The organism is Pseudoalteromonas sp. T1lg88 (assembly GCF_002964765.1).
Classification (GTDB): Bacteria; Pseudomonadota; Gammaproteobacteria; order Enterobacterales; family Alteromonadaceae; genus Pseudoalteromonas.
On sequence record NZ_PQCF01000007.1, the window covers coordinates 62497 to 75972 of the forward strand.

14 protein-coding genes are annotated in these 13476 nt (G+C 49.6%); 10 read left to right on the forward strand and 4 right to left on the reverse strand.

Annotation, left to right across the window (positions count from 1 at the left end; genetic code table 11):
• Positions 1-16 precede the first annotated feature (16 nt).
• From priB to rplI, 3 genes are read left to right on the forward strand one after another with little or no spacing between them, the layout of a single operon-like run.
• Positions 17-346 (forward strand): primosomal replication protein N, encoded by a 330-nt coding sequence (priB, locus tag C2M34_RS04260; RefSeq protein WP_105200105.1) that lies wholly within the window; start codon positions 17-19, stop codon positions 344-346.
• A gap of 11 nt (positions 347-357) precedes the next feature.
• Positions 358-585 carry a 30S ribosomal protein S18 gene (gene rpsR, locus C2M34_RS04265; RefSeq protein ID WP_010386263.1) on the forward strand — a complete coding sequence of 76 codons (228 nt, stop codon included), beginning with the start codon at positions 358-360 and terminating at the stop codon, positions 583-585.
• Positions 586-620: 35 nt separating this feature from the next.
• Positions 621-1073, forward strand: coding sequence for a 50S ribosomal protein L9 (gene rplI / locus C2M34_RS04270; protein ID WP_105200106.1), 453 nt, complete (start codon positions 621-623; stop codon positions 1071-1073).
• A 644-nt stretch (positions 1074-1717) separates the two neighbouring features.
• Here rplI and C2M34_RS04275 read toward each other — a convergent pair.
• From C2M34_RS04275 to yidD, 3 genes are all read right to left on the reverse strand, one after another.
• On the reverse strand, positions 1718-2248 hold the full coding sequence (locus tag C2M34_RS04275) for an outer membrane beta-barrel protein (RefSeq protein WP_105200107.1): 531 nt from the start codon (positions 2246-2248) through the stop codon (positions 1718-1720).
• 432 nt (positions 2249-2680) lie between these two features.
• Positions 2681-3022, reverse strand: a complete 342-nt coding sequence (locus C2M34_RS04280; protein ID WP_105258150.1) for a cupin domain-containing protein — start codon at positions 3020-3022, stop codon at positions 2681-2683.
• Between the two features lie 19 nt (positions 3023-3041).
• Positions 3042-3401 (reverse strand): membrane protein insertion efficiency factor YidD, encoded by a 360-nt coding sequence (gene yidD / locus C2M34_RS04285; protein WP_105258151.1) that lies wholly within the window; start codon positions 3399-3401, stop codon positions 3042-3044.
• Positions 3402-4446: 1045 nt separating this feature from the next.
• On the opposite strand from yidD, the gene C2M34_RS04295 reads away from it, so the two are divergent.
• The 7 genes from C2M34_RS04295 (at position 4447) to C2M34_RS04325 (ending at position 12914) form a co-directional block, all read left to right on the forward strand.
• The gene (locus tag C2M34_RS04295; RefSeq protein WP_105258153.1) at positions 4447-5010 is read left to right on the forward strand and encodes an RNA polymerase sigma factor; all 564 of its coding nucleotides are present in this window, start codon (positions 4447-4449) and stop codon (positions 5008-5010) included.
• Positions 4997-5506 (forward strand): hypothetical protein, encoded by a 510-nt coding sequence (locus C2M34_RS04300; RefSeq protein ID WP_199774396.1) that lies wholly within the window; start codon positions 4997-4999, stop codon positions 5504-5506. The genes C2M34_RS04295 and C2M34_RS04300 overlap by 14 nt, the downstream gene beginning before the upstream one ends.
• A 9-nt stretch (positions 5507-5515) precedes the next feature.
• The gene (locus C2M34_RS04305) at positions 5516-6472 is read left to right on the forward strand and encodes a DUF4097 family beta strand repeat-containing protein (RefSeq protein ID WP_105200112.1); all 957 of its coding nucleotides are present in this window, start codon (positions 5516-5518) and stop codon (positions 6470-6472) included.
• A gap of 135 nt (positions 6473-6607) precedes the next feature.
• Positions 6608-7987: a replicative DNA helicase gene (gene dnaB, locus C2M34_RS04310; protein WP_105200113.1), complete on the forward strand. Its 1380-nt coding sequence runs from the start codon at positions 6608-6610 to the stop codon at positions 7985-7987.
• Between the two features lie 5 nt (positions 7988-7992).
• A complete protein-coding gene (gene alr / locus C2M34_RS04315) occupies positions 7993-9072 on the forward strand; it encodes an alanine racemase (RefSeq protein ID WP_105200114.1) in 1080 nt (359 codons plus the stop codon).
• A gap of 198 nt (positions 9073-9270) precedes the next feature.
• On the forward strand, positions 9271-10251 hold the full coding sequence (locus C2M34_RS04320) for an FHA domain-containing protein (RefSeq protein ID WP_105258154.1): 981 nt from the start codon (positions 9271-9273) through the stop codon (positions 10249-10251).
• A 14-nt stretch (positions 10252-10265) separates the two neighbouring features.
• The gene (locus tag C2M34_RS04325; RefSeq protein WP_105258155.1) at positions 10266-12914 is read left to right on the forward strand and encodes a serine/threonine-protein kinase; all 2649 of its coding nucleotides are present in this window, start codon (positions 10266-10268) and stop codon (positions 12912-12914) included.
• On the opposite strand, the gene C2M34_RS04330 is transcribed toward C2M34_RS04325, so the two are convergent.
• Positions 12901-13449, reverse strand: a complete 549-nt coding sequence (locus C2M34_RS04330; protein ID WP_105258156.1) for a hypothetical protein — start codon at positions 13447-13449, stop codon at positions 12901-12903. The two genes, C2M34_RS04325 and C2M34_RS04330, sit on opposite strands and share 14 nt — an antisense overlap.
• Between the last annotated feature and the right edge of the window lie 27 nt (positions 13450-13476).

The window sequence follows — 13476 nt, forward strand, 5'->3', positions numbered from 1 at the left end:
GTTCTGCGTGGTTGTAATGGCTGAACTGTCTAGCGAGCAAGCGCTCAACCTAGTCGAACTTGGTGGCGTTATTTGTAAGGCCCCAAAATTCAGTCAAAGCCCGGCCGGTGTGCCACACTGTATTTTCGTGCTTGAGCATCGTTCAATACAGGTTGAAGCGCAACTTAACCGACAAAGTTATGTTCGCATTCAAGTGGTCGCAAGTGGCAATGAGCATCAACCAGCAACACAGTATTTGCAAGTTGAGCAACAGGTACGAGTTAGGGGATTTTTAAATCGCCATCAGGGCCGAAACGGCCTCAGTCAACTGGTACTACACGCTCAGCAAATTGAAAGAATTAATTGAGGAAAATACTCATGGCACGTTACTTCAGACGTCGTAAGTTCTGCCGCTTCAAAGCGGAAGGCGTACAACAAATCGATTATAAAGATCTAGCTACTCTTAAAAACTACGTTACAGAAAGTGGCAAAATCGTACCTAGCCGTATCACAGGTACTAGCGCTAAGTATCAGCGTCAGCTAGCAACCGCTATCAAGCGTGCTCGCTACCTAGCCCTTCTTCCATACACTGACTTACACAAGTAAGCAGCGGATTAACTGTTTTTAAAAGGTGTAGAGACATGCAAGTTATTCTACTAGACAAGATCGCAAACCTAGGTAGCCTAGGTGACCAGGTTTCAGTTAAATCTGGTTTCGCACGTAACTTCCTTTTCCCTAAAGGTAAGGCAGTTCCTGCAACTAAAGTTAACATCGAAACTTTCGAAGCACGTCGCGCTGAGCTTGAAGCGAAAATCGCTGAAGAGCTAGCTGCTTCACAAGCACGCGCTGAGAAGCTTGAAGCACTTGCAGAAGTGACTCTTGTTTCTAAAGCAGGTGACGAAGGTAAACTATTTGGTTCAATCGGTACTCGTGACATCGCTGACGCGATCTCTGCAACTGGTATCGCTGTAGCTAAATCAGAAGTTCGCCTACCTACCGGTACTATCCGTGAAACAGGTGAATTCGACGTAGCAATCCAGGTTCACTCAGAAGTTACTGCAACTATCAAAGTGATCGTTATTGCTGAAGCTTAATCGTCGATTAGCTTTATGTGAAAAACCGCGCTAAGGCGCGGTTTTTTTATGCCTGTTTGTAGCGCAGGCTTTGCCGCCAAGGACGGCGGTACTAGGGTAACGCAGGAGCAGTTACCTAGCATCCTGACAATGTCGTTGGGCCGCCGACAATGCGGTTGTAGGTTGGTGCTTTGCGCCGACAAAGATGTTTGTGGGTAGATCTTGTCGCGTTGGGTGAGCGCGTTAAGAAAATAGTCCGGTGGACTATTTTTAGCAAGCGAACGCCTTGAGCCAGAGAGAGGCCGGGGACGGCAACTTGAGATACAAATCACCTTAGGTGCAAGTGATTCATCCATGAAGCTGGGCTCCTGTCGGCATCCATGCCTCCACCTCCGTGAGCTGCGAAGCAAGGCTTCGGTCACCCGTCGCCCTCGCTCTCAATGACACACTCCACAACAAAACCTGATTTCTACAGCGCGAATTCAAACGGGAGATCGATACCTGTTAGTTTTGAGATTTCCTATAGGCCTCTAAGTGCCAAACTCGGAAGTAGAGCAATCATCAACTCCGCCCAATTGAGCAGAGTGTTCCTGAGCGATCAATCCCGCTATGCAGACTCGCGAAGCCATACAAGGGCATTATTTAGATTGATTGTTTCGCTCAGATTAGAACCTAAACAGTACACCGGCAGAAAACAGATCAACGTCTTCGTCAATATCATACCACTCCCACTCAGCGACAATACTGAATTGGTCATTGAACATGTATTCAGCGCCGAGGCCATACAAAAGATCGCTGCCATCGTCATCAATTCCGGAAGCAGCTCCGCCTCCTTCGAGATCCCAAGTGATCATGCCAAACTTGCCGAACAGGCCAAAATGCTCATTGAGTGGTAGCTTGCCCTTCGCAGCGAGTGACCACCCGTCTACTGCGGCGCTGACTTTCGAACCGTCTATGGAACCATCGATCTCACCAAAATCCACCCAAGCGGCCTCAAACGCGAGGTTCGAATAGAACTCCCAACCACCGAAGATCTTCCTGCCGGTGTCCTCATCGTCGCAACTGGTGATACCGCTGCACGCATCGATGGTAGCTTGCCCGATGCTCGCCCCCGCGTAGAAGTTATTCTGTGCGACGGCATTACCCGTTATGCCCAACATCAACAAAATTGCGCCATTAAGTTTCGATTTTTTCATTACTTTCTCCGAGTCGAGTATAGATAGCGTAAATGTTACTCCAAAGTATATTTGTACTTACTAGGACAGTTATAACACGCCCATTCCTTTGTAAAATTGGTTTCCTGTATATGCGTGTCTCACTGATGTTTCCATACTTTTGTGATTAATTTCATGTGGGTAGTGTTAATAATGTAGTCGAAGCGTCACGATCTGGAAAGTTTTGGAGCGAGCAGGCAAGGTTGCTCTCTTAAGAATTTGCATCAAGAGCGACCATCCTAGCCACAAAGGTAATGTATTAAAAGACAATGGGAAAAAGTGATGGGGCCAGAGTTATTGATGTTGGAAAGCCGTTATGGACGGTAATTACCGTTTAAATAGATAATATGAGATGCTTCGAGCGTCTTCTCCTCGCTCAGTGCAGACACTAAGCTGATGTGAAGACTAGTCTATTCAAACTAACACTCTATCTCCATGGCTTGGGGGTGTTGAGGTGACGATGAAACAGAGGTGTTCTTCGTGTTTATTTTTGAGTTGGTGCGGTGTTTGGGAGGGGATGTGGATGCCTTGTTGAGGGTGTAATTCATACTCTTTACCGTCTACTTCGATGGTGGCGATGCCGCTGAGGACAAAGAAGAACTGTTCGGCATGTTCATGATAGTGAGAAACTTCTTCGCAACCTGGTGGCACGCATTCTTGAATAACACTGAGGTTGGTAGATTTTACTAAATGCCAACCATCGCAGTTATCGCCCCAGGTGTAGTGCTCTGTATTTTCGGTATTAACGGGTTTCATCTATTCCTGAGTTAAGTGTTTATGGCCAGCAGTCGCAAGGGAGGTCGGGTAGGTCGCAATTTTTTCCTCTACCCGCGCAGCTGGCGACATCGCAGGCCGCGGATGGGTCGCAGCAGTCATAGCCATTGTCTTTCTTTTTGCGTTTATTCTTATCTTTTTGGGTGTTTAGTTGCAGCGTGGCATAGGCACTTTTACAGGCATACATGCGTGCTCTGATTTTTTGGTATCCGTGCCAGACTCCATCTTTTTGGACGATGTCTAATACTGCGGTAGAACAGGACGTTCCTTTGTGCAGGCAGGCATGCGCACAGCGAAACCCTTTGTAGGGAGAAATAAAGCGCTGATAGAAGCGTATAAAAATTACCGCGAGGAAGTTCATCGTTATTTCCTAATACTTGACTCGCTACCACGGGTAAAGTTCGTGAAGCAGGATATACCCGAAGTAGCTAAGAAAACCCCAAACAATGACAAACAAAACCTCACACCATATCTTAATATTTGCATCCAACTTGATACGCCGAAACTGTCTAGTGCCAATATAGCCGTATAGAAATGATGCGTTTGTTACGCTGTTCATCAAGCCAGATGGAGAGTCCCAACACTTTACTTCGTTTGGGTATTTGCATTTAAGTTTGCTGATAACCACAAGATTAACCAACAACATCAAAAATAGTAGCGAAAAGAAAATTTCCAAATGCTCAATCCTTGCTTAAAGCCGTTCGTGATTATGACTTTTAGACCACATCCCATGTTGGCTAGATTAACTTGTTAGCACAGAAAGTCCAATTTATGTACTTCCTCATAGTGAGATCTTTATCAATATAAACAACGCGATAATTGAACTCGGTGTATCAGCTAAATCCCCTTACATTGCATCCGAAACGCGATACGAGAAGAGTAATCGCCCTTTGGACTAAGGGCGAAAACATGCCCAGGAAATGGCTGAAAGCGGAAACAAGGGAGTGAATAATTTCACTCCCGCCGCTTGAAGGCGACGAGTTCTACGAGGAGGGGGACTGCCCTATGCATGTTGGTTACGTTCACTTCTCGTAGCGCGTTGAGGAGATAATGCAATGTCGGGGCGCCTCGGGGTTCTTAGGGGCGACGAATGACCGACGATTGATAATCGTCGCAGCATGAGGAGGTGGAGGTAGGGATGCCGACAGGAACCCAGCTTCAGGGACGAATTATTAGCACCGCACTGAACCAATCACTTCCTCTAAGCCGTCGCCACCGCGACAAGAACTCAATTCAAAGTACCATCGTCACTACGATCACCCAACTTTTCAGCCCCACGCCAAAGGCACCTTTGTGACCCTTTGAAAAATAAATTAAAAAATTTTTTAAAACCATTTAAACCCTTTGTACTTTTGGGTGCGTCTAATAGAGTAACAAAGCAAATAAACAACAACAGGATGACGCGGATGTTGGTTAATGCCGAACAGGCATTCTCACAAACACAAACGGCGCAGCAGGAACTACAAAGCATAGAGAAAGCCCAGCAGGGTGACCAAGATGCCTTTTATATCCTGTACCAAACGCATGTAAAACGAGTGTATGCGCTCTGTCTGCGCTTGGTGGCCGACCCGGCGCAGGCGGAAGATGTGACTCAGGAAGTGTTTGTGCAATTGTGGCAAAAAATACATAGCTTCGATGGTCAGTCGCAATTCAGCACCTGGTTGCATCGCGTGGCCAGCAATATCGCTATCAGTTATCTGCGCAAGCAAAAGAACTGGATTCAGCGGGTGGTGAGCAGTGAAGATGCCGGCATGGAGCACGAGCAAGCCGCGCAATGTCAGGAGCTTAATGGTCTCGACAAACTAATAGTGCGTTTGCCCGAGCGCGCCCGGCAGGTATTTGTCCTGCACGCCGTGGAAGGCTATCGCCACGAAGAAATAGCACAGATGATGAATATGGCGGTGGGATCGTCAAAATCCCAGTATCACCGCGCCAGAGGGTTGTTAAAGGAGTGGTATGAAAATGAGTAAACCAGACTTCGACCAGTTTTTAGATGAGCAACTGCAATCGCAACAAAAAGAAGTGAGCCCGAGCCGCGACCTTTGGCCCGGTATTGAGCATGCGATTAACTTGCAGCAAAGCGCTAACCAAAACAAGGCAAAGCGCAATTGGCTGATGCCGGCATTCGGCAGTGCCGCCGCAGCGATTCTGGTGGCCGTGGTGGGCTTGAACATGCCAATGCAGCAAGACGCTCAACAACCCCAGTTTGCGCTTATAAGCGATGTATTTGAGCAACAAAAGCAGAGCCTGCTGGTGCAGTATCAGTCGCAACCGGCGTTAACCGATAACTGGCAACAGCAACTCGAAGAGTTGGAGCAGGCGGAAAAGGCAATCAAAACCGCGCTGGAAGACGACCCAAATAATCGCGCCCTACTTGGCATGTTAGCGCAAGTATACCAACAACAACTTGATTTAATTAATAAAGTGCACCAGCCCAAGCAGGGCACTGTATTACAGCATATTTAGGAGAAGAAGATGAAAGCACTAGCGTATACCCTGGCATTGGTTCCATGTTTGGCCTTGGCGGGCGAGAAAATCGACGAGCAGATCAACGTACCTGCGGATGGTCGTATCTTTATCGACAATCAGCGCGGCGACATCATTATCAAGGGCTGGGATAAGGCCAGCCTGCAAATCAAGGGCGAGCTGGACGACAGAGCCGAAGGCTACACCCTGGAAACACGCGGTCAACGCACCGACTTTATTGTCAAAATGCCTAAGAGCTCCAATTGGGGTTGGGGCAATAAGGATGATGAGGGTGAAGGTTCCAAGCTCACCATTTATATGCCGATGCAAAGCGCCCTAAGCCTGGAAGGCGTGAATGTCGATGTAGATGTAAGCGATCTCAGTGGCGACAGCCGTATTGAAACCGTTAACGGCGATATCGATGCTAAAAAATTACAAGGCAAACTGACCTTTGAAACCGTTAACGGCGATATTGATGGCACCGACCTGCAAGGTGATATTCGCTACCAAACCGTCAATGGCGATATTAACGATGTTAATTCTGCCGGCCAGCTGCGCATGACCCTGGTAAACGGCGATGTCACCAGCAAAACCAGTTCAGAAGATATTCGTTTTGAGAACGTCAATGGTGATCTGACCTTGCACGCACAAACCCTGGGCAGCTTGAAGCTGAACACGGTTAACGGCGAGCTGGAAGTGTATGTGCAAGAGCTTAAAGCGAATGCGCAGATTCGTGCCGAAAGCGTCAGCGGCGACTTTGACTTGTACCTGCCAACGAGTGTATCGGCACGCTTTGACTTAGACGCTCATGCCGGTGGCGATATCCGCAATGAGCTGAGCAAAGACAAGGCGGTCAAAGCCAAGTACGGCCCGGGCGAGAGCCTAAGTTTCACCCTGGGTCAGGGCGAGGCCGAGGTGGAAGTGACCACCATCAGTGGTAACACCAACTTACGTAAAAACGACTAATTAACGCGACTAGCAAAAAACAACTCCCAACTTAGCGGGCACTTAGCCCGCTTCTTTTTTAAAAATACGACGCAATTGTTGCACTGCCATACTAAGCCGATAGAATAAGGCAATTCGCTCCCCTTTTGAGTAACTATGGCAAAGATAGATAAACAGGTTGATAGCCTAAAAGTACCCCCGCATTCCATTGAAGCCGAGCAATCCGTGCTTGGTGGCCTAATGCTTGATAATGAAGCCTTTGACCGTGTGGCTGAGATAGTGGTATCTCAGGATTTCTATACCCGCACGCACAGGTTTATTTTCGAGGCCATGGAACGTTTGGTGGAAGCTGGGCAGCCCATAGATCTCATCACCATTTCGGAATCGCTGGAGAAAAATAACCAGCTGGAAGGCATAGGTGGCTTTGCTTATTTAGGGGAAATTGCCAAAAATACGCCAAGTGCGGCGAATATCTCTGCCTATGCGCATATCGTACGTGAACGTGCCGTAGTGCGTGAAATGATCGGTGTGGCTAATGAAATTGCCGAAGCCGGTTTTAACCCCGAAGGGCGCGGCAGTCATGAGTTACTCGATCTGGCCGAGAGTAAAGTATTTAAAATCGCTGAACAGCGCACCAAGAGCACCGAAGGTCCGCAAAATATCCATACTATTTTGGAAAAGACCGTCGATAAAATCGAAGAGTTGTATCAGTCGCCCCAAGACGGTGTAACCGGTGTCAGCACGGGTTATTCGGATCTCGATAAAATGACCGCAGGTTTACAGCCTTCGGATCTGATCATAGTCGCCGCTCGTCCGTCCATGGGTAAAACCACCTTCGCCATGAACCTGGCCGAACATGCTGCCATGACCCGAGATAAGCCCGTAGTTATCTTCTCACTGGAGATGCCCTCGGAGCAGATCATGATGCGTATGTTGGCGTCATTAGGACGTATCAACCAAACCAAGGTACGTACCGGTCAGCTGGATGATGATGATTGGGCGCGTTTATCTTCCACCATGGGACTACTGATCGAAAAGGGCAAGATGTATGTCGATGACGCCTCGGGGCTAACGCCTACCGATGTGCGTTCACGAGCCCGTCGTATCGCCCGTGATCACGGTGGTATCAGTATGATCATGGTCGACTACCTGCAGCTGATGCGGGTGCCAAGTTTGTCTGATAACCGAACCCTGGAAATCGCCGAAATTTCCCGCTCACTTAAGGCCCTGGCCAAAGAGCTGGAGTGCCCCGTGGTGGCGCTATCACAGCTTAACCGTACGCTGGAGCAGCGTGCCGATAAGCGCCCGGTAAACTCGGACTTGCGTGAATCGGGCTCAATCGAGCAGGATGCCGACTTGATCATGTTTATCTACCGTGATGAGGTCTACAACGAAGACAGTAACGACAAGGGCACTGCGGAAATCATCATAGGTAAGCAGCGTAATGGCCCTATCGGTAAGGTCAGGTTAACTTTCCAGGGGCAATACTCACGCTTTGATAATTATGCCGGACCGGCAATGGAAGATGAGTACTAATAATTATGGCCCTGGCTACGGCAACTATTGATTTTTCTGCACTGCGAGCCAATCTCGCCCGGGTAAAAGAGCTGGCGCCCAACAGTCAGGTGATGGCGGTACTTAAGGCCAACGCCTATGGCCATGGTCTGGTGCCCATAGCCCAGCAACTGGCGGGGGCGGATGCCTTCGCCGTGGCCCGCATTGAAGAAGCCTTGGCGCTGCGCACCGGCGGTATTACCAAGCCAATTGTCTTGCTTGAAGGCTTTTTTAAGGCCAGCGATATCGACATCATGCTGGCCAACAATTTCCAAACCATAGTCCATGACGAGTACCAGTTAGCAGCGCTGGAGCAGGCGCAGCTCAATGGTCAAATCAAGGTGTGGCTTAAGGTCGACACCGGCATGCACCGCCTCGGCGTTGAGCCGGAGCAGTTTGAGCAGTTTTATCAGCGTCTTAAACGCTGTGCCAATGTGCATGAGCAGCTGCATTTGATGACTCATTTTGCCTGCGCCGACGAGCTTGAAAACAGCTATAACCAAACCCAGCTGGCCACCTTTACTACCTTGGTCAGCGATAAGCCAGCACCCTTATGCCTGGCTAATTCCGCCGCCATTATCAATTACCCGCAAAGCCATGGTCACTGGGTGCGCCCCGGCTTGATGCTTTATGGGGTATCGCCGGTGCAGGGTAAAACCTCCTCTGAGCTGGGTTTACAGCCGGTGATGAGCCTGACCAGCGAAGTGATTGCGGTGCGTCGGGTGAAAAAGGGCGAACCCGTAGGCTATGGCGGTCACTGGCAGGCCAGTGCCGATACCCAGTTGGCTGTGGTGGCTATAGGTTATGGTGACGGCTATCCGCGCCATGCCGAAAACGGCACCCCAGTGCTGATTAATGGTCGTCGCTATCCGCTGGTGGGCAGGGTGTCCATGGACATGATCAGCGTAGATATAGGCGCCGATAACCAGAGCGTGGCGGTGGGTGATGACGCCATCATGTGGGGCGCCGAGCTCGGCATCGAAGAAATTGCCACCTGCGCCAGCACTATCCCCTATGAATTGCTGTGCAATATCACTCCACGGGTTACCTACCAGTATCTAAACTAGGCGGTGAGAAGCCGCCTTTGTTGTTATTTTCCCGCCCTGCGCAATGAAAAATAAGCTATCAATTTGATTTATAAGTGAAAAGCTAATTATCCCAGTGGGGTTGTGGCCGACTTGTAAAGCAGTTGTTTCTTTTTTCTAAAAAAAAGCCCAAAATGTCAGTTACAACAATTCTTATAGGGACAGGTGCTGGGAGCGGATATGGCTTACCTTATCGAACTAGATACGGACAATGTGATCTACCTGCATGCCCACCATAGTTTTGGTCGCTTTCAATATAGCGTCGACACCCTAGTTGTTGAGCCCAGCGTGTCGAAAATTCACTGTATTATCGAGTGGCAGGGGAGTCATTGGCAGATCCGCGATCTAAGTCGTAATGGCACCTGGTTGAACTCGAAGCGCTTGGAAAAAGATCGCCCAGAGATACTGCATTGCAATGATCTGCTTACCTTTCCCGGCAATAGCTGCAGCGGTTATCGGGTTGCCAATCTCGATAAGCCCGAAGATATGCTGATTATTCTCAACTCATTGCAACGGCCTACCGAGCAACATATCCCCCTGAGCAGCTATAACCTGATCCCAGATGAGCAGCCGGAAATTGCCGTTTTTATTCAGCGTGAGAGCGGCTTTTGGTGCTTTGAACGCCTCGACGGACCGCTGCTTGAGCACACCATTATCATAGAGCATGACAGGGTGAGCGACAGTCGCCATACCTATCAATTGCACTTAAGCCATAGCGAGGCGGCAACCGCCATGCGTGATGTGGCCAGCGTGAAACTGGCGGATCTTAACTTTATTTTCAACCTTACTTTAGATGAAGAGTCGGCGGAGCTGGTGATTAAAGGCCCTCATGAAGAGGTCGACCTGGGTGAGCGTTGCCATCATTATCTTACTCTGAACTTGGCGCGCTATAGGGCGCAGGACGCGGCTAAGGGCGTGCATGAGCTAAGCCAGGGATGGGTTGATACCGAAGTGATCGCCAAAGACTTAGGCATAGATTCCCGCTATCTTAATATTCAAATTCATCGCGCCCGCAAACAATTTAGCGATGCCCTGGCTCATGTGGAAGGGGCGGATCATGTTATTGAACGTAAGCTGCGCAAGGTGCGCTTTAACGCCAGTAACTTCGAGATTTACAAGGGTCACCAACTCGAGGGCGCAATCAACAGCGCTTCTAACTAGTAGGGCTAGCGGTAATGCAGAAGTTAGCACACTACGAGATTAAACATCTGATCTACCAAGGTGCCATGGGGACCGTCTTTGAAGCGTTCGATACCAAGTTGGAGCGCACGGTTGCCTTAAAGGTGTTGGCGCAGGCGGATCTTAGCGCCGCCGACAGTGCTGAAGCCCTGAGTGAAGCGCGCTTTCTCGCTCGATTAAATCACCCCAATATAATTCAAGTATTTGATTGTGCAGAAGATCAGGATACGCATTTTCTGGTAATGGAATTTTGCCGTGGCAAAAATCTGCTGCAGTACCAAAAACAGCATTTACTCAGCCTGGAACAAAAGCTCTCCCTGTTGATCGATATCGCCAAAGGGCTGGAGCATGCTCATCGCAACGGCATCATCCATAGGGATTTAAAGCCCAGCAATATTTTGATCAGTGAATCGGGGGCGGTAAAAGTTGCCGATTTTGGTATTGCCGAATTTATTGGTGCAAATGCCAAGGCCGGTGCCAGCGCCGGTACTCAAGGCTATATGGCGCCGGAGCAGATCCTTGGTCAGCCTCTTAGCAATAACAGCGACTGGTTTTCCTTTTGTGTGCTTGCCATCGAGTTACTGACGGGACAGCACCCCTATGGCGGCCAAGGCCAAGGTAGTGAAAAAGATATGGCGCGGGCCATATGCGATGGTCAGTTTATTGATCTGAATGCGTTTTCTGCCTACTTGCCGCAGCCGCTTATCCATATACTCAGTCAGGGCTTGGCGGTAGAGCCGGGTAAGCGTGTTAACTTACGCCGTGGTGCGTTGAGCACTCAGCTTGAGCAAATATTGCAGTTGCAGGTACAGCAGGCCATTATGGCGCAGCAGACCGAGCCGCTAGAGGCTCCAGCCCAGGGCAAGCAAAATGAGATGGCTTCATCTGAGGCTGCCTCCGAAGCTTCAGAGCTGGCTAAAACGAGCTCAAAACCTACCCTGCGAGCCTGGTATTATGGCCTTACCTTTGGCTTTATCGCTGTCTTGCTGGTGAGCCTCTATCTGTTTCGCGATTACTTTATCAAGGCGCCTGTGGTGGCTATTTTACCCACTCAGGTAGAGATAGATGCGCCCGAGTTGGCCTACTACCAGGGCACGCTAAGCGGTTCTATTCAAAGTGCATTGTGGCAACAATTGGCATCGCAAAATGAGCATCTGGTTAGTCGTACGGAACTGCAGATGCTGGCCAAGGGAGTTGAGCCGGAGCGCTTACAAGACCCCAAAACCTATTTTCAGATGCTGGCCGATTACACCGGAGCCAGCGTTTTTATCACCAGCTCGGCTTCTTGCCAACAGCGCTATTGCAGCATTGAAATAAGCCGCTTAGAGGCGCCAGACTGGCAGCTGGTGGCCACCAAGCAATGGCAGTCGGATTTGGTCGACACCCGCAATGTGCATGAGTCGGCGCGCTTTTATGGCGCCAGCCTGTTTGCTCATGAGGCAAGCTTTAATATCCAGGATGAGCAGGCGCTTCAGGAGCAAATCTTCAATTATTACAACCGTTATTATAATGATGACGAGATCAGTGAGCCCTTGTTCAACGAGGTTATGGCTTTGTTGAGTACAGAATCGCATTTTGATGTGGGCTATACGCTGGCGCGGGAATTGGCGCTGCAGCTGAAGGAGATCACCGGCAAGGATGAATATCTAGAGCAGGTGCAAGGCTTGTTGGCGCAGGCGCCGCGACAATATCAGCGTCGGCCCAGTTATTTTAGCAGCCGTATCTTGCTGTCCTTGGCCCAGGGAAAGGTTGAAGATGCGTCTCATGACCTGGCGCAATTACGCCGGCTAGGTGGGGGAGAGGCGGAATATTTAAACCTGCAAGCTTCCTGGTATTTGGCTCAAGGAGAGCGAGAAAAGGGACGTGATGCCTTGGAGCGTTCCCTGATGATGCGACCCAATCTAAATGTGCAAATAAAGCTGGCGTCCTTGCTCTATAGCATGGGCGACATCGACTCGGCGCTGTCCTTGCTCGATGATGTGCTCAATAAGCTGCCACTGGACAAGGATGCCTTACAGTTAATGGCGGTGCTGGCGCTCACCCAGGGGGACTTTGCGACAGTGATCCGCCATTATGAGGCGCTCATTAAGGAGTCTTTAGATCCCAAGGATGTTGCCAACACCAGCATCTTGGCTAATCTTGCTTTGGCCTATTTGTATGTGCAGCAATATCAGCAGGCGCAGATCATAGCCGGGCAAGCCCATAGCCTGGCGCCAAATAATTCGGGGATCCTGTTAAACTATGCGGATGCATTGACCCTGGCGGGGCAATTGGCTTTGGGACGTGAGTATTATCAGCGAGTGATAGATGTGAATAATGGTCAGCAGTCCGCTTACTCCTGGTCAGACAGGGCCCAGGCCTATGCCCATCTGGGAGATTATCAAAGGGCAACCACCGCCATTAATACCAGTTTGGAGCTCGGGCAGGAGCTGGCGGATATCCATTATGCCGCAGCCATTGTCTATGCTGCTACCGGCGATAATCATTCGGCGCTGTATTACGTGCAAAAGGCGATGCAGGCGGGGTATGGCGCCAACTGGTTTGTCCTCCCCTGGTTCAAGCCGTTATGTGCCTATCCGCAATTTACCCAGCGATTACACCAGTCACAACGGCTTTGTGATGACGCCCCGGTTACTGCTCTTTAGGGCGATCGACTATAATGCGCGGGTCCTGAGACATATAAAAACGGCCGCTGCTCAATTGCTTGGCGGTATAACGAAAGCCAATGGTTAGCGGTTGTGCCGAAGGTGAGGGCGTGACCTCAATCACCTTATCAAGAGGGCTGTTATCACTGCCTGCATAGCGAATCGTGGGTTCTACCTGGCGCAGCACTATGGTGAGCTGTTTCTTATCTTCGCTCAACTGCGAGTCGACATTGTAGTTACAATTGCTGTCACTCTTAACATATTCCACCCCATTGCCGAAAAATTCCCAATCCGGGTCTTCAATATGCACTATAAATCTGGCTTCCTGGCGCTTTTCAATACTGGGATCTTCGGCATTATTGGTGAAGGTGACGTTGAAGTCGTCGTTATTGGCGTCGCCTAAACGCTCACCACTGTCGCTCAGTTGGGTTACCCAGCGTTGTGAGCTGCTGGGGGTGAGCATAAAGCTTTGTTGTGCTGTGTAGTCATTGGGCAGGCAGGGAACGATCAAATTTGTATGATTTGGAGTGAGCATTGTTGTTCCTTATTGATTCAGAGTCTA

Bases quoted from the DNA above. Each gene is read 5' to 3' on its own strand.
- priB (WP_105200105.1), top strand. From the start codon at position 17: ATGGCTGAACTGTCTAGCGAGCAAGCGCTCAACCTAGTCGAACTTGGT.
- rpsR (WP_010386263.1), top strand. From the start codon at position 358: ATGGCACGTTACTTCAGACGTCGTAAGTTCTGCCGCTTCAAAGCGGAA.
- rplI (WP_105200106.1), top strand. From the start codon at position 621: ATGCAAGTTATTCTACTAGACAAGATCGCAAACCTAGGTAGCCTAGGT.
- C2M34_RS04275 (WP_105200107.1), bottom strand. From the start codon at position 2,248: ATGAAAAAATCGAAACTTAATGGCGCAATTTTGTTGATGTTGGGCATA.
- C2M34_RS04280 (WP_105258150.1), bottom strand. From the start codon at position 3,022: ATGAAACCCGTTAATACCGAAAATACAGAGCACTACACCTGGGGCGAT.
- yidD (WP_105258151.1), bottom strand. From the start codon at position 3,401: ATGAACTTCCTCGCGGTAATTTTTATACGCTTCTATCAGCGCTTTATT.
- C2M34_RS04295 (WP_105258153.1), top strand. From the start codon at position 4,447: ATGTTGGTTAATGCCGAACAGGCATTCTCACAAACACAAACGGCGCAG.
- C2M34_RS04300 (WP_199774396.1), top strand. From the start codon at position 4,997: ATGAAAATGAGTAAACCAGACTTCGACCAGTTTTTAGATGAGCAACTG.
- C2M34_RS04305 (WP_105200112.1), top strand. From the start codon at position 5,516: ATGAAAGCACTAGCGTATACCCTGGCATTGGTTCCATGTTTGGCCTTG.
- dnaB (WP_105200113.1), top strand. From the start codon at position 6,608: ATGGCAAAGATAGATAAACAGGTTGATAGCCTAAAAGTACCCCCGCAT.
- alr (WP_105200114.1), top strand. From the start codon at position 7,993: ATGGCCCTGGCTACGGCAACTATTGATTTTTCTGCACTGCGAGCCAAT.
- C2M34_RS04320 (WP_105258154.1), top strand. From the start codon at position 9,271: ATGGCTTACCTTATCGAACTAGATACGGACAATGTGATCTACCTGCAT.
- C2M34_RS04325 (WP_105258155.1), top strand. From the start codon at position 10,266: ATGCAGAAGTTAGCACACTACGAGATTAAACATCTGATCTACCAAGGT.
- C2M34_RS04330 (WP_105258156.1), bottom strand. From the start codon at position 13,449: ATGCTCACTCCAAATCATACAAATTTGATCGTTCCCTGCCTGCCCAAT.